Source organism: Nocardia sp. BMG111209 (assembly GCF_000381925.1).
Classification (GTDB): domain Bacteria; phylum Actinomycetota; class Actinomycetes; order Mycobacteriales; family Mycobacteriaceae; genus Nocardia.
The window spans coordinates 291,706-308,887 of the sequence record NZ_KB907309.1 but is presented as its reverse complement, the minus strand read 5'-3'; the positions used below and the strand labels follow the sequence as shown (position 1 = coordinate 308,887).

Here is a 17,182-nt window from a genome sequence, read left to right as displayed (position 1 = left end):
CCCCGCCGGATCGGCGGGGCCGCAGTGCGTTTCGCCGAGGGCGTTACTCGGCCGGTGTGCCGATCGTGCCGTCGGCGATCGCCTGCCGCAGCCGGAAGCGCTGCACCTTACCGCTGGGCGTGCGCGGGAAATCGGTGACGATGTGCAGCTCCTCCGGCCACTTCTGTTTCGCCAGGCCAACTTCCGCGAGATGCGCGCGCAGATCCGCGAGCGTCGGCGCGGCCGCGTCCGCCCGCAACCGCAGCACCGCGGCCGCGTGCTCGCCGAGCCGGGGATCGGGCGCGGCCACCACGGCGGCCTCCGCGACGGCCGGTATACCGAGCAGCACCTCCTCCACCTCGAGCGCGCCGATGTTCTCCCCGCCCCGGATGATCAGGTCGGATTTGCGATCGGTGACGGTGAGATAGCCGTCCGCGTCGAAGACCCCGATATCGCCGGTGTGATACCAGCCCTCGGCGTCGAAGGCCCGCTCGGTGAGTTTGTCGTCGGTGTAGCCGAGGCACAATTCCGGTCCGCGCGTGACGATTTCGCCGTCCTCGGCCAGCCGCACCTCCACCCCGGGCAGCGCCTTACCGTCGGTGTACAGGCGTTTACCGGCCTCGGCGGTGTAGTGCGATCCGGTCACCGAGGGATGTTCGGTACTCCCGTAGGAGCGGAACACCGTGATGCCGAGTTCGGTGAGCCGGCCGGTGACCGCCGCGGGCACCGGCGCCCCGCCGAATCCGACATACCGGATGCACGCGAGATGTTCGGTCCGGAAGTCGGGATGGTCGAGCAGACTGGTGACGTAATACGGCACCCCGCCCTTGATCGCGACACCGTGCCGCCCCATCAGCTCCAGCACCCGCGCCGGATTCCAGACATCCATGAGATGGACCGGGCTGCCGTCCAGCACCGGCAGCAGCAGCGCACCGAGCATCCCGATGAAGTGCCCGACCGGCGCGGCGGTCAGCGCCGGCCCCGAATACGGCGGATTGTGCGCCCCGAGCTGGCGGATCTCGAATCCGAGGGTGCGATGGCTGTGCACCACCCCCTTCGGATCCCGGGTGGTCCCGGAGGTGAAGGCGATCAGCGCGGGTGCGTCCGGATCGGTGGCGGCGATCCCGGTCAGCGGCTCGTCGGCCAGCAGCCGATCGAAATCCCGGCCGACCACCCCGACGACGGGCACCTGCGCCGCCACCTCGGGCCGGAATCGCAACGGCCCGAAGGCTTCCGCGGTCAGGAAGGCCCGCGGCCGCACGGTCCGCAGAATGAACTCGACCTCCCTGCGCCCGTAGATGTGCACGATCGGCACCACCACCGCGCCGAGCAGCGCCGCCGCCCAGAAGCCCACCGCGGCCTCGACCCAGTTGGGCAGTTGCAACGCCACCGCGTCACCGGGCCCGACCCCCCGCTCCCGCAGCCCCGCCGCCAGACGCCGGGCCCGCAACTCCACTTCCCCGAACGTGCCCGACCACGGCCGCACCTCGGAGTGCACATGGAATTCGGTATCCGGCGCGGCGGCCAGGCCGCGGCCGAGCAGATCGCCGAGCGTATCGTCGGTCCACCAGCCTTCTGCCACATACCTTTCGGCCAGGTCGGCGGGGATCTTGCGCATGGGAGCTCCATTGCCCGAGGGGAGGACCGCCACCGCCCCCGAGGGCCGCCACGGTCGGCTGACAGGCGGGGCACAGGGCTCTCCGCTCGGGCCCCATGATACCCGCCGGCCGGCCTGAATGTGAATGTTTACTTACAAAATCCCGGCGCGCGACGATACCGGAAAGCATTGCGGAGCAAGACCTTTGGCACACCACCGGAACCGGCAGTGCGCGACGGCGAAAAGCCTTGTCGCCATTGCGCACCGGCCGGCGCCGGGGTGGATCGTTCAGGCCGGAGTACGCAGTTCGGCGGTCGGGGTGCCGAATCCTGCTGCGCTGAGCTCCGCTTCGATCGCGTGCGCCGCGAACCACTGGCCGTCGGCCCGCAATTGATCGACGCGGCGCAGGATCGCCTCGATCCCGTAGGCCGCGGCGACATCTGTTATACCGATGCGGTCACCGGGTATCCGCTCGCCGTGGCGGGTGCCGGTGAGGGCGTGTGTCACCGCTCTCCTCTCCGAGGCATCGCCGGTATGTTCCGGGCAATTTTCCCGGTCGGAGTATAACGCCGTTGCACGTGCATCGGCACGTGCAGGCCGATCCGCTGCCGAGGCAGAACTGTTGTGGCACACTCGAACCCGCGACCTCATGGTCGGCAGGAGGGTCAATGATCGAAAGCAGCAGTGTCGTCGAGGGCGGTAGCGGTGACCACGGCGGCGAGCCGGGGGTGGATCCGAGACTGCTGCGCGTGATTCTCGGAGCCCGGTTACGGCGCTTGCGCGAGGCGGCGGGGATCAGCGGTGACATCGCCGGCAACGCGATCCGCGCCTCACATTCCAAGATCAGCCGGATGGAGGCGGGCCGGGTCGGCTGTCGCACCCGCGATATCGAGGATCTGCTCACCGTCTACGGGATCGGCGATCCGCAGCGGCGGGCCGAGTACCTGGATCTGGCCCGGCGGGCCAATGCGGCGAGCCAGTGGCACGCCGACGTCGGCTCGCCCACCCAGCGCTGGGACACCTATTTCACGCTCGAGGACGCGGCCGCGCTGATCCGCAGCTACGCGCCGGGGGTGATGCCGCCACTGCTCCAGACGGCGGCCTACGCGCAGGCGATTCTCGCGGTGGCACAACAGGGTTCGACGCTGGAGCTGCAACGGCGGGTCGAGGTGCTGATCCGTCGGCAGCGGCTGCTCACCCGCCCGGACGCGCCGCGGCTGTGGGTGGTGGTCGAGGAGGCCGCACTGCGCCGGCCGCTCGGCGGTACCGCGGTGTGGCGGGCGCAGCTGGAATATCTGGCCCGGACGGCGCTGCGGCCCAATGTCACCGTGCAGATTCTGCCCGATCACCGGGGTGGGCCGGCGATCAGTGCGGTACCGTTCACGATGTTGCGGTTCGGTGCCGCGGATCTCGGTGACCTGGTCCATCTCCATCACGCGACCGGTACCCAATTCCTCGACCGCAGAAGCGATCTCGACGCGTACCGGGAGATCTGGGACCGGTTGTCGGTGGTCGCGATGGCGCCGGAACAGACCATCGACCGGATAGCCGCAATCCTGGGATGACCGATCAGGGGGGAACATGCCGGACAGTACCGTCGACCCGGGGCTGCCGACCGAGATAGATATCAGCGTGCCGCACGAGGCCAGGGTCTACGACTACTGGCTCGGCGGCCGGGACAACTACCCGGCGGACCGTGCGCTCGGCGACACCATCGCCGCGCACGTTCCCACCATCAAGACCATGGCGCGGGCCAACCGGGCCTTCCTCGGGCGTGCGGTGCGGTATCTCGTCGCCGAGGCGGGCATCACCCGCTTCCTCGACATCGGCACCGGCATCCCGACCGCGGGCAACACCCACGAGGTCGCCCAGGCGCTCGATCCGGCGGCCCGCGTCGTGTACGTCGACAAGGATCCGATCGTGCTGGCGCACGCTCGCGCGCTGATGGCCGGCGCACCGACCGGTCGCACCGATTTCGTCTACGCCGATCTGCACGATCCGCGGTCCATCCTGGACCATCCCGCGCTCGCGGCGACCCTGGACGGTACCGAGCCGATCGCGATCATGCTGGTCGCGATCCTGATGTACTTCCGCGACGCCGACGATCCGGCCGGTATCGTCACGACCCTGCTCGACGCCGCACCGCCCGGCAGCCACCTGGTGATCACCCATCCCACCGCGGACTTCGACGCCAAGGCCATGGCCGGTGTGGTCGCCGCCGCCGAATCCTCCGGCATCCCGTTCGTCCCCCGCAGCCGCGCGGACACCACGGCCCTGTTCGCCGGAACCGAGCTGGTACCGCCCGGAGTCGTCCCGGTCGTCACCTGGCGCCCGGACGCCGCGACCGGCCCGGTCGCCACCGCCGAGGCCGACAGCGCCTGGTACTGGGCGGGCATCGGCCGCAAGGACTGAGTAGCCGGGCCGCTCCGACGGCGCGGGCGTGGTGTGAAGGTTCCCACTCCGATGCCCGGCGGTGCTCGTTGCCTGGACCATGGTCACATGACCGGTTCGACGATCGACACCTCCGGAAACGGCGGAAATCCCGACCCGCGCGACGTTGCCGCCGGTCCGCGGCCCCTGCCCGGCATCGCCGGCTCGCCTCGTCTCCATGGCTCGTCGGCGCGCGCCGCCTCGTCCCAACCCGGCGAATCGCACGGTCTCGTCGGCTCGCACGGTCTCGTCGGCTCGGATGGTGGCGTCGGCTCGGATGGTGGCGCCGGCTCGGATGGTGGCGCCGGTTCACCCGGTCGCGGCGGGCCGGACAATCTCGGCGATCCGACCGATCCGACCGATCCGACCGATCCGACCGATCCGACCGATCCGACCGATCCGGCCGGCCCATCGGTCACGCTCACCCGTCCGATGGTCTTGCTGTTCTCGATCACCGCCGGATCGTCGGTGGCTGGGCTGTATTACCTGCAACCCGTCCTGCACCGGGTCGCCGGCGATCTGCGGTTGTCGACCGCCACGGCGGCGCTGCTCGTCAGTGCCGCGCAGGTCGGTTATCTGTGCGGGCTGGCGTTGCTGGTGCCGCTGGGCGACTTCCTGGAACGCCGCCGCCTGGTACCCGCACTCCTGCTGGGTTCGGCTGTCGCACTGGCGGTTTCGGCGGCGGCGCCGAATTTCGCGGTACTGCTGGCGGCGATGGTGGTCACCGGGGTGACCGCGTCGGCGGCGCAGGTGGTGGTGCCGTGGTCGTCGGCGCTGGCGCCGCCGCACCGGCGCGGTCAGATCGTCGGCACCGTGATGAGCGGGCTGCTGCTCGGTATCCTGCTGTCGCGGGTGGTCTCCGGGGCCGTCGCGCAGGTGGCCGGGTGGCGGGTGATGCTGCTGGCCGGCGCGATCGCCGAACTGGTCGTCGCGATCTGCCTGTATGTGCTGGTCCCGGCGACCGGCCGGGCCGCGGCGGGGGAGCGGTACCCGGAGGTCCTCGCCTCGATCCTGGCGCTGATCCGCACCCATCCGGTCCTGCGGCACCGGATGGCGCTGGGGTTCCTGTCGATGGCCTGCTTCTCGGGCGTGTGGAGTTCGATCGCGTTCCTGCTGGCCGGGGTGCACGGCAGCGGCTACCACTATTCCGAGTTCGAGATCGGGCTGTTCGGGCTCGCGGGGGTCGCGGGTGCGCTCGGCGCGCCGGTCGTCGGCCGCTTCGCCGACCGCGGCCGGCTGCGCGCGGTGACCACCTCGGTCTGGCTGGTACTGCTGCTGAGCTGGGCGTTGCTGGCCTGGGGCGGGCACAGCACCTGGGCGCTGATCGCGGCGCTGCTGGTGTTCGACTTCGGCATCCAGGGCATCCAGCTGTCCAATCAGACCGCCGTCTACGCGCTCGATCCGGCCGCGCGCAGCCGGCTCACGACCGCCTACATGGTGACCTACTTCCTCGGCGGCGTCGCCGGCTCGGTCACCGCGGGCCTCGCATACCAGTCCGGCGGCTGGGCTCTGGTCTGCGAAATCGGCACTGCCGCAACGGTTCTGGGCCTGGCGCTGTGGGCCCTGTTCGCGTGGCGGACGAGACCGGTCCGCAGGTCACCGTATGCTCGGGTGAATGAGTGAGCCTGCAGCCACGCTGGTCGCGGTCGGTCCGGATCTGGACGCGGTGACCTGCGTCGGCCCCGAGGACGATCCCGCCGCGGCGGGCCTCGATCCCGCCGATGTCGCGGCGGTCTGGGAATCGGTGCGGAACTGGTACCGGCTGGGGACGACCCCCGCGATCCAGATCTGCCTGCGCCGCGACGGGAAAGTGGTGCTGAACCGGGCGATCGGGCACGGCTGGGGTAACGCGCCGGCCGACGGCCCGGACGCGGTGCGGGTGCCGGTCACCACCGAGATGCCGTTCTGCGGCTTCTCCACCGCGAAGGGCGTGGCGGCCACGCTGACCGCGATGCTGATCGAACAGGGCGCCTTCACCTGGGAGGACCGGGTCTGCCGCTACATTCCCGAATTCGCCGCGAACGGCAAACAGGACATCACCATCGGCGACGTGCTGTCGCATGCGGCGGGCGTGCCGTTCGTGACCGGGCCGTATCGCGGTTCGGAACTGGTCGTGGACGAGGATCTGGCGGTCCGGGCGCTGACCGACCTGCGGCCGGCCTGGCCGCGGCGGCGGTTCCGGGTGTACCACGCGATGACGGGCGGACTGATCCTGCGCCTGCTGGTCCAGCGGGCCACCGGCCGCCGGATGCGCGAGCACCTCGCCGATCAGGTACTGCGCCCACTCGGATTCCGCTGGACCAATTTCGGGGTGGACGCGGCGGACGTGCCGCGGGTGATCCCCAGCGTACCGATCGGTCCCGGACCGTCGCGGGCGTGGAAGTTCCTGGCGCGCAAGGCACTCGGTGGCGGCATGGGCCGGGTGGCGAATACCGCCTCGGGGTCCTTCCTGACCGCCGAGCTGCCCTCGGGCAATCTGGTCACCACCGCCTGGGAGTTGTCGAGGTTCTACGAGATCCTCGCGCGCGGAGGTGAATTGGACGGTGTCCGGATCATCCGGCCGGAGACGCTGCGCACCGCGGTGGCCCCCGCGCCCCGGTTACCCGGGGTGGCCGGGCGGGTGAGCCGGGCCGGTTTCGAACTGGGCTCGCGCCGTTCGAAGTTCGGGCACGACACCGGCGCGCACTTCGGCCGCAGCGGACTCACCACCCAGTACGGCTGGGCCGATCCGGACCGCGGCCTCTCGGGGGCGATTCTGACCAGTGGCAAGGCGACGCTGGATGGTCGCCGGCCGTGGCAACTGTGTGCGCAGATCGCCGACGTGTGCGCAGTGCGCGTACCCGCCGGGGATTCGTTCCGCTGGTGATCATCACAGCTTACGGACGACTGAGAATTCGATCGGAAGTTCCCGTATTCCATTGTGGCCCGGAGGTTGCTTTCGATATGCTCGGCCGCGGTCGTCGCTGTGTGTGAGATGAGTCTGCACGCGGGGGTGCGGATTCGGGTCGGAGGGCTCTGTCGCGCAGCGTTTTCCGTAGTTCGAGGTCGGCGCGGGTATCCGGCCGCCGGGAATCGGCCATGCTGTTGCGTTTCACGTTCACCGCACGATATCGAGATCGCTTTTGGATACCACCGGGGGTGACGCTGCGGCGTCGCTGGTGTTAGGGAAAGAGGGACATGAGTATTCGCGCATGGATCGGCGCGCCGATCATTGCGGCCGTAACCGTGGGGGCCGTGGGGGCGGCAACCGTCATCGGGTCCGGAACGGCGATCGCCGCACCGGATCCGGCTGCCCCGCAACCGGAAGCGGCGGCGACGATCGTGCCGACCGTCTCCGGGGTGGCGGCGCCGGCGCCGGGATCGCCGGGGTCCGTTCAGTATTCGGTCAAGCTGGTGGATCACACCGTGCTCACCACGCTGACCGGCGCCACCTTCCGGCTGGCCCCGGACGGCAAGGCCTACGACATCGCCGACGGTAGCGGCGCCACCGTCATGACGTTGCCCACCACGTTCGGCGCCGCGGGTACCGCGATCCCGGTCGCGGCCGAGGTCCGCGACGGCGGCGCGGTACTGGCGCTCACCCCGCAGGCCACCGCACCGGCGGGGACCACGGTCGATTCGGTCGAGGTGCACGCCGCCCCGATCGCGTCGTCGCGGGAGAACCAGCTGGCCGAGCAGTCCTTCGCCACCCAGTTCGGGCTGGCGACCGCGGTCGGTGGTTTCCTCGGCACCGCGGCGGGCGTCGTGATCGGCGCCATCGCGGGCTGTGCGCTGGGTCTGCCGCTGTTCGGGGTCGGCTGCATTCCCGCCGCCATCACCGGCGCCGGCATCGGCGGCATCATCGGCACGCTGATCGTCGGCGGCCCGGCCCTGATCGCGGCCGGCATGGATCTGATCAACACGCTGCAGGCCGCACCCGGTACGTCCCCGTGGTCGGAGAACGCGCCGAAGTAGTTTCCGGCCCGTTCCGACGCCCGCGCCGATTCCCGGCGCGGGCGTCGCGCATTTCCGGGGTGAATTCCGAGGCAGAGTAGGTTTTCCGCGCACCGAACCCCAATGTCCTTCCGGGTCGCGGATTTCGGTCTTCCGGGGGTTCGGCGGAAATTTGTTTGCACCACCGATCAGTTCCACGCATCATTACCGTCCGAACTGGTGTGTGGTGCCGCGATGCGGCGAGCACGCCCGGCGCCGCTGCCGGGTCCGCCTCGAGCCACATGCGACCTGCTCACCGATTCCCCGGAGGATCCATGCCCGCCGACCTATCCGCCGCAACCGGCGGCAGACGCACGCCCGTCGTGATCCGATTGCTCGTGCTGGCCACGTTCGTGGTGATCCTGAACGAGACCATCATGATCAACGCGATTCCGCGCCTGATGGTCGACCTGCACGTCACCGAGCGGACCGCGCAGTGGGTGTCCACGGCGTTCATGCTCACCATGGCCGCGATCATCCCGGTCACCGGCTGGTTCCTGCAGCGGGTCACCACCCGCCGCGCCTACACGATCGCGATGAGCGTCTTCCTGGCCGGCACCGCGCTGGCGGCCGTCTCCCCGTCCTTCCCGCTGCTGCTGGCGGGCCGGATCGTGCAGGCCGGCGGCACCGCGGTCATGATGCCCCTGCTGATGACCACCCTCATGACGGTCGTGGCCGAGCGCGATCGCGGCCGGGTGATGGGCAATGTCACCCTCGCCATCTCGGTGGCGCCGGCGATGGGCCCGGTGATCTCCGGCCTGGTGCTCCAGATCGCCTCGTGGCGCTGGCTTTTCGCGCTGATGCTGCCGATCGCTGGTGCGGTGACGATCTTCGGCCTGCGCCGCCTGGACAATATCGACGAACCGCAGGACGGTGACATCGACTGGGTCAGCGTGGTTTTCGCGGCGCTGGGCTTCGGCGGCCTGGTGTACGGCCTGAGCCGCTTCGGTTCCGGCAGCGTCGTCGAACCGATCGTCATCGTGGTCGCCGGCCTCCTGGCGATCACCACCTTCGTCCTGCGCCAGCTGTACCTGCAGCGGCACGGCACCCCGCTGCTGGACCTGCGAATCCTGTTGGCCGGCAGCTACACCAAGGCCCTGGTGCTGATGTCGGTGGCCTTCATGGCGATGCTCGGCTCGATGATCCTGCTCCCGCTGTACCTGCAGAACCTGCGCCACCTCAGCCCGTTGCAGACCGGCCTGCTGGTGATGCCGGGCGGAATGGCGATGGGTGTGCTCGGCCCGACCATCGGCCGCATCTACGACCGCTTCGGCGGCCGCCTGCTGGTCATCCCCGGCACGATCGCGATCACCGCGGCCCTGACCGGCTTCACCCAGATCACCCTGCACACCCCGTACTGGCAACTGCTGGCCCTGCACATCCTGCTGAGCCTCGCCCTGGCCGCGGCCTTCACCCCGGTGTTCACCCTCGGCCTCGGCGCCCTGCCGGCCCACCTGTACTCCCACGGCAGCTCGATGCTCGGCACCCTGCAACAGGTGGCCGCCGCCTTCGGCACCGCCCTGGTGGTCACCATCATGACCGCCCGCAGCACCACCCTCACCAACCACGGCACCGACCCCCTGATCGCCCACCTGGACGGCATGCGCCTGGCCTTCGCCGTCTCCGCCGCCCTCTCCCTGATCGTCATCGTCATGGCGATCCTCCTCCCCAACCGCTCCACCTCCCCGGACGATTCCGAGGTCGTGGCCACCTCGGCGGACACCCTCCCCGAACCGGAGGTCGCAACCCTCGTCGCCGACTGACCAGCGCGCGACCGGACCCCGGGGTCCGGTCGCGGCCGAGGTCGCTCCGGCATCGGGTGTCGTGGGCTCGAACCAGCCGGATCACACCAGGAGTCGACTGTGTCGGTGATTCATCCCGATGAGCACCCACGTTTCACCGCCGAAGAGTTTCTGGCGGCCGAGCCCGACATGCTCAGCACCACACGCGGTGATGTCGAGATCGTGGACGGCCTGGTGGTGCGATTGCCGGCGCAAACCGAAGCCCACAGTCGCGTGGTGCGGCGACTGGCCGCAGCCCTCGACGACACCCGCGATCGCGCAGGCCCGTGTCTGCGCATCGGCTCCGATGTCGCCGTCCGCTTCGCCGACGCCGAGGATCGCCGCGTCGACCACCGCCTCAATGTCCGCTATCCGGACATCTTCGTGCGTGACTGTGAACCGTACGACGTCAACACCGTTCGTGACCACATCGCCCTCATCGTCGAAGTTGCCTCCGAGTCGACCGTCGACAGCGATACCGGCGAGAAATACCGGGCGTATGCCCGCGCCGGGATTCCGGTCTATCTCATCGTCCATTTCGACAAGAGCTGGGAGGCGATCGACCGTATCGAGGAGTACCGCCTCGACTGGTCCGGCCTGCGGTACATGCCGCACAAGGTCCACCGCACCGCCCTCGTCCTGGACACTCCGGTCACGCTCGCGATCACCTTCGACGCGCTCCACCGTCCCTGAACGGCCGGTGCCTGGTTACCGATGGTCCCCCGCGGCGTCGCCGTATTCCGTGCGGATGCGGGCCTTGGCGAGTTTGCCGGCGGCGTTGTGCGGTAGGTCGGTGACGAAGACGACGGATTTCGGGATCTTGTAGCGGGCGATGCGGGTGGTGAGGAAGGTCAGCAGGTCCGATTCGGTCGGGGCCGCACCGGGTTTCGGGGTGACGACGGCTCGGCCCACCTCGCCCCAGACCGGGTCGGGGACGCCGATCACCGCGCATTCGGCGACCGCGTCGTGGGCATACAGGGCCTGTTCCACCTCGGCCGGGTACACGTTCTCGCCGCCGGAGATGTACATATCCTTGAGCCGGTCCACGATATAGAGGTAGCCGTCCTCGTCGCGGCGGGCCACATCGCCGGTGTGCAGCCACCCGTCGGTGTGGGCGGCGGGCCGATTCCAGTAGCCCGGACTGACATTCGGGCCCTGCACCAGCACCTCGCCGACGTCGCCGGACGCGTCGGTGGGCGCCAGCGCGACATCGGTGAAGAAGCACGGCGTACCCGCCGAGCCGAGTTTGCCCGCGCCGGAACCGGGATCGGTGGCGCGCAGCATTGTCACCCCTGGCGACGCCTCCGTGAGCCCGTAGCCCTGGATGACGGTCAGGCCCCGATCCCGGTAGGTCTCGAGCAGCGACACCGGAATCGGCGCACCGCCGGACAGCGCGGTGCGCAGCGTCCGCAGATCGGCGGTGCCGAACGCGGCCGCGCGGGACAACCCGAGATACATCGAGGTGACACCGAAAAGCATGGTCACGCCGTAGGTTTCGATGAGGTGCAGGGCGCGGTCCGGATCCCAGCGGGCTTCGATCAGCGCGGTGCCGCCCTTGAGCAGCACCGGCAACAGCACCTGGTTGAGTGCGGCGGTGTGGAACAACGGCGCGGTGACCAGCGCGATCTCGGTGTTGCGGAGATCGAGGTCGACCAGCAGGTTGTAGACGTTCCAGGTGATGTTGCCGTGGGTCAGCAGCACCCCCTTGGGCCGTCCGGTGGTGCCCGAGGTGTACTGGATCATGAAAAGCTCGTCGAGCGTGATGATTTCGTCGATCGGCTCCTCGGAACCGTTGTCCCGCAACGTCTCCAGCGTGACACCTGAGCTCTCCGGCGCGACCGCCACCGTCTCGATGCGCAGCTCCCGCACCTCCGGTGATCCGGCGACCGATTCGAAGCCGCGATCGTGGATCAGCAGTCGCGCACCGCAATCGGCGAGGATGAACGCGGTCTCGGCCGGTGCGAGCCGCGTGTTCAGCGGTACGGTGACCGCCCCGAGGGCGGCGAGCGCGAACATGGTCTCGACGAAGGCCACCGAATTCGAGCCCAGATATCCGACCCGATCGCCGCGGCCGATCCCGTGCCGCCGCAGGCCGTGCGCGAGCCGGGTCGCGCGGCGGTGCAGGGTCAGATAGGTGGTCTCCGCGCCGTCCTGGATCAATGCCACGCGATGCGGCGTCATCCGGGCCCGCCGGCCCGGCCAGGAGCCCATGCCCTGATCCTGCATGACTGTTTCCGTTCGATCGTGTTGCGGGCGAATCGGTTTCAGGACAATCCGGGAACCGGCTCCTCGGTGGCCTTCGCGGCGCGGCCGGCGAGGAAGTCGTTCATCCGGTGTTTCGCGTCGGCGCTGCTCCCGGCGATCGCCGACATCAGCGACTCCAGCAGATACCCCTCTCGCGGGCCGGCCTCGGCGATCCGCGGCAAGGCTTGCAGCACAGCAAAATTCGATTGCGGCGCGTTCTCCGCGACCGTGGCGGCCAGTGCCTGCGCGCGGTCGGGACCGGCGCCGGTGGGCACCACGTACTGCGACAGCCCGATCGCGGCGCCCTCGGTGGCGTCGTAGCGACGGCCGGTGAGCATCATGTCGGTCATCCGCGCCACCCCGATCAGGCGCGGGATGCGCACCGATCCGCCCCCGCCGACGAACAGCCCGCGCTGTCCTTCCGGCAACGCGTAGAACGCGGACTGCTCGGCGACCCGGATGTGCGCGGCCGCCGCGAGTTCCAGCCCGCCGCCGATCACCGCGCCCCGCAGCACCGCGATCACGGGCACGCCGCCGTTCTCGACGGCGTCGAAGGCCCGGTGCCACATCCGCGAATGCGCGACCGCGCCGAGGGTGTCGCGTTCCACCATCTCCGCCAGGTCTAGCCCGGCGCAGAAGTGATCACCCTCGGCGGTCAGCACCACCGCACGGACCCCCGGGTCCAGCTCGGTGAAGAAATGCCCGATCCCGCGCACCGTCTCGTCGTCCAGCGCGTTGCGCTTGTGCGGTCGGTTCAGTGTCAGCGTGGCCACCGCGCCGGTCACCTCCGCACGCAGGGTGTGCGGCAGCGGCACGGGCCGCGGAATCGGGTTCACCGGAACTCCTTCCAACCTCGGGGGATCTACCCTCCCGAGGTTAAATAAGGAATCCTGTCAATTCAACCGCGGGCGTCCGCGAGCTCGACCACGATCTCCGGCTCGGTCGCGGCGATCACCTGCTCGACGGTGACCTCCGGGGCCAGTTCGCGCAGCACCAGCGTGCCGTCGCGCACGTCCAGGACGGCGAGATCGGTGATGATGCGGTGCACCACGGCCCGCCCGGTCAGCGGCAGTGTGCACGATTCGACGATCTTCGGATTGCCGTCGCGGTCGGTATGTTCCATGACCACGATGACCCGCCGGGCGCCGTGCACCAGATCCATGGCCCCGCCCATACCCTTGACCATCTTGCCGGGCACCATCCAGTTTGCGAGATCCCCGTGCCGCGAGACCTGCATCCCGCCGAGCACCGCGGTATCGATGTGCCCGCCGCGGATCATGCCGAACGACAACGCCGAATCGAAGAACGTCGCCCCCGGATTGACGGTGACGGTCTCCTTGCCGGCGTTGATCAGATCCGGATCGACCGCGTCGGGATGCGGGTACGGGCCGGTGCCCAGGATGCCGTTCTCCGAATGCAGCACCACCCGCACGTCGGCGGGCAGATGGTTCGGGATCAGCGTCGGCAGCCCGATGCCCAGGTTGACGTACTCGCCGTCGACCATCTCGGCGGCCGCGCGGGCCGCCATCTCCTCACGTGACCAGCTCACAGCGCCACCGTCCGCTTCTCGATTCGCTTCTCCTGGGGACCGACGTGCACCACGCGCTGCACGAACACGCCGGGCAGATGCACCTGCGCCGGATCCAGTTCGCCCGGCTGCACCAGGGTCTCGACCTCCGCGATGGTGATCCGGCCGGCCATCGCGGCCAGCGGGTTGAAGTTCATCGCGGTCTTGTTGAACACGAGGTTGCCCTCGGTATCGCCGATCTCGGCGTGCACCAGCGCGAAGTCGGCGTTGATCGCCCGCTCCAGCACGTAGGTCCGGCCGTCGAATTCGCGCGTCTCCTTCGCGGGCGACTGCACCGAGACCGATCCGTCGGAGGAGTACCGCCACGGCAGGCCGCCCTCGGCGACCGGGGTGCCGACGCCGGCCGGGGTGTAGAAGGCCGGGATGCCCGCGCCGCCGGCGCGCAGCCGTTCGGCCAGCGTGCCCTGCGGGGTCAGTTCCACCTCCAGTTCGCCGGAGAGGTACTGCCGCGCGAACTCCTTGTTCTCACCCACATAGGAGGCGGTGACCCGGCGAATCCGCCCGGCCGACAACAGGATTCCCAGACCCCAGTCGTCGACGCCGCAATTGTTGGAGAACACCTCGAGTCCGGCGGTGCCCTGCTCGCGTAGCGCGGCGATCAGCCCGGACGGAATACCACACAGACCGAATCCACCCACCGCCAGTGACGACCCGTCCGCGATATCGGCCACGGCCGTCCTCGCGTCGGCGACCAGCTTCGTCGACATATACCTACCCGTTCACTCAGTGATCACTTCGGATCCCCCGAGACGAGTCAAGTCGGTCGAAGTGCCCTGATCAAGGGCTTACCGGTACCGTTTACGCGATCGTTCGCACAGTGGCCGATCACCGCCGAAGCGTTCAGCTGGTGAACGTATACTCGGCCGATGCCGGACGACTCGAAACCGCAGCTGGTGGCGCGCGCCGCGGCCATCCTGCGGGCGATCGCCGCGCTGGAGCCCGAGGGTGGTTCCACCGCGGGCATCGCCCGCGCGGCCGGACTGGCCCGGCCCACCGCGCACCGGGTGCTGTCCGCGCTGGCCGAACAGGGCCTGGTCGACCGCGACAAACGGTCGGCCCGCTGGACCCTGGGCCCGGAGCTCTACCTGCTGGGCACGCTGGCCGCCGCCCGCTACGACATCACCGACCAGGCCGGCGGCGTGCTGCGCCGGCTGGCCCGCGACACCGGCGAGAGCGCCTTCCTCTCCGCGCGCCGCGGTGACGAAACCGTCTGTCTCGCAGCCGAAGAGGGGACCTTCCCACTCCGCTCGCACGTTCTGCACATCGGTATCCGGTTCCCGCTCGGCGTCGCGTCCGCGGGCCTGGTCCTCCTGGCGCATCTGCCCGATCGCGAGATCGACGAATATCTGGCCCGCTCCGATCTCACCGGCGCGTGGGGCCCGGCGCACGGCACCCCGGCGCTGCGAACCCGGCTCGCCGAGGTCCGCCGCGACGGTTACGCGACCAATCCCGGACTGATCGTGGAGGGTAGCTGGGGGATGGCCGCCGCGGTTTTCGATCGCCGCGACGAACCGGCCTGGGCGCTCAGCCTCACCGGCGTCGAGACCCGGTTCGGCGACGTCCGGCGGCGGCAGCTCGGCGAGTTGCTGTTGCAGAGCGCGCACGATCTCGGACAGTCGCTGCGCTGACGCCCGTTTTCGCGGGATTGTCCGGCCGCGTGATCGCGCCGCCGGATACCCCGCTGCGGTAGGTTGACGGCTGATCGAGGGAGGAGACAGCCGTGACGACGGTGGTGGGTTCCGAGGGCGCCGGGGGTACCGGCCACGGATTCGATCCGGGCGATCGCTGGGTGCCCGTCGATCGGCGCTGGCTCGGCCTGGATCGGGCGACGCTCCTACCGGCCCTGATCGTGCTCGGCCTGGCGATCCTGATGGGCTCGATCCTGCCGGCGATCGACGCGGCCGTACCCTATCGCGACACGGTCGCCGCGGGCGATGTCATGCAGCTCGACGGCGGGATCACCTTCACCCCGGCGGCCGGCTGGGGCATCACCGACGGCGTGCGGGCCGGCGCTAATCCCGTCACGAAGGTGTATCCGCCGACGGCGAAGCTGGTCGACGGGCCGATCCGGTTCTCCCTCTACACCGCACCCTTCGCCGGTAACCCCGTCGACCTGCTGCGCCAGATCGAGCGCACCGACGCGCTGCTCAACGGCGATTCCGCGATCACCGGCGATCCGGCGGTGATCACCAATCAGGACGGAGCCAAGGGTTTGCTGGCCCGCTTCACTCGCGGCGGATCGGACGGCGTGATCGCCGCATTCGTCCTCGACGGGCGCGGGGTGCAGGCCGTCGCGCTCGGCCCGACCGGCCTCACCCCCACCCAGACCCAGAACATCGCCGAGATGATCGTCAGCATCGGCCGGACCCGGGAGGCCGTGTGACCGCCCCGACGCTCGACCAGCTCGAGGCCGACCGCCGCGCCACCATCGCCGATTCCGGCTGGGGCCGGTCGTTCACCCTGTGGCAGCCGCGCAACCTGGCCTTCTGGGTCTATCTGGCCCTGGTGGCCAGCGGTGCGTGGGCCTGGGTATCGATGATCAGCGGTCAGTACGCCGCCTACGGTCACGCCATCGTGGTCGCGGTCGAACTGTTCGCGATCTACGGGGCGATCTTCTGGTGGTTCACGCACAGCATCGACCGCTACGCGCGGCAGCCGATCGGCGCGCTCGTCGCGGCCTTCCTGTGGGGCGGTTTCGGCGCCACCTGGCAGCTGGCCGCCACCGCCAACACGGCCCTGCTCACGTTGTACGCCAAGGCTTTCGGTCAGGCGTGGGCACTGGACTGGGGCGCCGGGCTGGCCGCCCCGTTCACCGAGGAGATCGCCAAGGGCGCGGGCCTACTGCTGCTGATCGCGCTGGGCCCGCGACTGGTCCGCACCGCCTTCGACGGTTTCATCCTCGGCGCGTTCATCGGCCTGGGTTTCCAGATCCTGGAGGACATCGCGTACGCGGTGAACTCGGCGGCCTCGCAGTTCGGCGCCAATCAGATCGGCGCGGAACTGCCGACCATCTGGCTGCGCGTGATCTTCGGCGTCGCCGCCCACACCCTCTACAGCGCGGTGTTCGGCGCCGGGCTGATCTACCTGATCGGCCGCCCGGCCGAACCCCGCCGCCCGCTGCGCGGCCTGGCCCTGATCGCCTCCGCGATGCTGCTGCACGGGATCTGGGACGATCTGTCGGCGCTGGTGCGCGGCCGGGCCGGACTGCTGTTCCTGGCCTGGATCGTGATCCCCGCCGCCGCACTGCTGCTCGCGATCAAGATCTTCGGCATCACCGTCCGCCGCGAACGCGAATTCCTCGGCCGCATCCTCGCTCCCGAGGTGGCGACCGGCGTCGTGCTGCCCCAGGAAATGGCGGCCGTGTGCGGAACCCGCAAGGAGCGCAAGGCATTCCGCAAATCGCTACCCGACCGCCGGACCCGCCGGGTGGCCGGCAATGTGCTCGACGCCGCCGCCGACCTCGCCGATGCGCTGGCGAACGCGCACGGAACATCCACGCCCGCAGTGGAATTCGCACGCGGCGAGGTCCTCCGGATCCGCTCCGGCCGACCGCCCCGCTCCCGTGACGCCGACCCTGTGGAGTAGGGCAGG

At 69.7% G+C, this 17,182-nt stretch carries 16 protein-coding genes; 10 read left to right on the top strand and 6 right to left on the bottom strand.

What is annotated here, in order from left to right; translation table 11 throughout:
• Positions 1–43: 43 nt before the first annotated feature.
• Positions 44–1,597: an AMP-binding protein gene (locus G361_RS0132530; protein ID WP_019931324.1), complete on the bottom strand. Its 1,554-nt coding sequence runs from the start codon at positions 1,595–1,597 to the stop codon at positions 44–46.
• A gap of 267 nt (positions 1,598–1,864) precedes the next feature.
• A complete protein-coding gene (locus tag G361_RS45725) occupies positions 1,865–2,083 on the bottom strand; it encodes a hypothetical protein (RefSeq protein ID WP_019931323.1) in 219 nt (72 codons plus the stop codon).
• 161 nt (positions 2,084–2,244) lie between these two features.
• On the opposite strand from G361_RS45725, the gene G361_RS0132520 reads away from it, so the two are divergent.
• The 7 genes from G361_RS0132520 to G361_RS0132490 all read left to right on the top strand — a co-directional run bounded on the left by G361_RS0132520 (position 2,245) and on the right by G361_RS0132490 (position 10,452).
• Complete coding sequence (locus G361_RS0132520) at positions 2,245–3,141, top strand: helix-turn-helix transcriptional regulator (RefSeq protein WP_019931322.1); 897 nt, start codon at positions 2,245–2,247, stop codon at positions 3,139–3,141.
• Positions 3,142–3,157: 16 nt separating this feature from the next.
• On the top strand, positions 3,158–3,988 hold the full coding sequence (locus G361_RS0132515) for an SAM-dependent methyltransferase (RefSeq protein WP_019931321.1): 831 nt from the start codon (positions 3,158–3,160) through the stop codon (positions 3,986–3,988).
• Positions 3,989–4,075: 87 nt separating this feature from the next.
• Positions 4,076–5,629: an MFS transporter gene (locus G361_RS45720; RefSeq protein WP_019931320.1), complete on the top strand. Its 1,554-nt coding sequence runs from the start codon at positions 4,076–4,078 to the stop codon at positions 5,627–5,629.
• Positions 5,622–6,872 (top strand): serine hydrolase, encoded by a 1,251-nt coding sequence (locus G361_RS0132505; protein ID WP_019931319.1) that lies wholly within the window; start codon positions 5,622–5,624, stop codon positions 6,870–6,872. Before G361_RS45720 ends, G361_RS0132505 begins: the two co-directional genes overlap by 8 nt.
• A gap of 311 nt (positions 6,873–7,183) precedes the next feature.
• A complete protein-coding gene (locus tag G361_RS0132500) occupies positions 7,184–7,960 on the top strand; it encodes a hypothetical protein (protein ID WP_196814706.1) in 777 nt (258 codons plus the stop codon).
• A 293-nt stretch (positions 7,961–8,253) separates the two neighbouring features.
• A complete protein-coding gene (locus G361_RS0132495; protein WP_019931317.1) occupies positions 8,254–9,741 on the top strand; it encodes an MDR family MFS transporter in 1,488 nt (495 codons plus the stop codon).
• Positions 9,742–9,840: 99 nt separating this feature from the next.
• Positions 9,841–10,452, top strand: a complete 612-nt coding sequence (locus G361_RS0132490) for a Uma2 family endonuclease (RefSeq protein WP_019931316.1) — start codon at positions 9,841–9,843, stop codon at positions 10,450–10,452.
• Between the two features lie 15 nt (positions 10,453–10,467).
• On the opposite strand, the gene G361_RS0132485 is transcribed toward G361_RS0132490, so the two are convergent.
• The 4 genes from G361_RS0132485 to G361_RS0132470 form a co-directional block, all read right to left on the bottom strand.
• On the bottom strand, positions 10,468–11,985 hold the full coding sequence (locus tag G361_RS0132485; RefSeq protein ID WP_019931315.1) for a long-chain fatty acid--CoA ligase: 1,518 nt from the start codon (positions 11,983–11,985) through the stop codon (positions 10,468–10,470).
• Between the two features lie 38 nt (positions 11,986–12,023).
• A complete protein-coding gene (locus G361_RS0132480; protein ID WP_196814705.1) occupies positions 12,024–12,839 on the bottom strand; it encodes a crotonase/enoyl-CoA hydratase family protein in 816 nt (271 codons plus the stop codon).
• A gap of 62 nt (positions 12,840–12,901) precedes the next feature.
• A complete protein-coding gene (locus tag G361_RS0132475) occupies positions 12,902–13,552 on the bottom strand; it encodes a 3-oxoacid CoA-transferase subunit B (RefSeq protein ID WP_026343770.1) in 651 nt (216 codons plus the stop codon).
• On the bottom strand, positions 13,549–14,298 hold the full coding sequence (locus G361_RS0132470; RefSeq protein ID WP_019931312.1) for a CoA transferase subunit A: 750 nt from the start codon (positions 14,296–14,298) through the stop codon (positions 13,549–13,551). The genes G361_RS0132475 and G361_RS0132470 overlap by 4 nt, the downstream gene beginning before the upstream one ends.
• 159 nt (positions 14,299–14,457) lie before the next feature.
• Here G361_RS0132470 and G361_RS0132465 point away from each other — a divergent pair, with 159 nt between their 5' ends.
• The 3 genes from G361_RS0132465 to G361_RS0132455 all read left to right on the top strand — a co-directional run bounded on the left by G361_RS0132465 (position 14,458) and on the right by G361_RS0132455 (position 17,176).
• The gene (locus tag G361_RS0132465; RefSeq protein ID WP_019931311.1) at positions 14,458–15,219 is read left to right on the top strand and encodes an IclR family transcriptional regulator; all 762 of its coding nucleotides are present in this window, start codon (positions 14,458–14,460) and stop codon (positions 15,217–15,219) included.
• A gap of 92 nt (positions 15,220–15,311) precedes the next feature.
• Positions 15,312–15,974: a hypothetical protein gene (locus G361_RS0132460; protein WP_019931310.1), complete on the top strand. Its 663-nt coding sequence runs from the start codon at positions 15,312–15,314 to the stop codon at positions 15,972–15,974.
• Positions 15,971–17,176 (top strand): PrsW family intramembrane metalloprotease, encoded by a 1,206-nt coding sequence (locus G361_RS0132455; RefSeq protein WP_019931309.1) that lies wholly within the window; start codon positions 15,971–15,973, stop codon positions 17,174–17,176. Before G361_RS0132460 ends, G361_RS0132455 begins: the two co-directional genes overlap by 4 nt.
• Positions 17,177–17,182 lie beyond the last annotated feature (6 nt).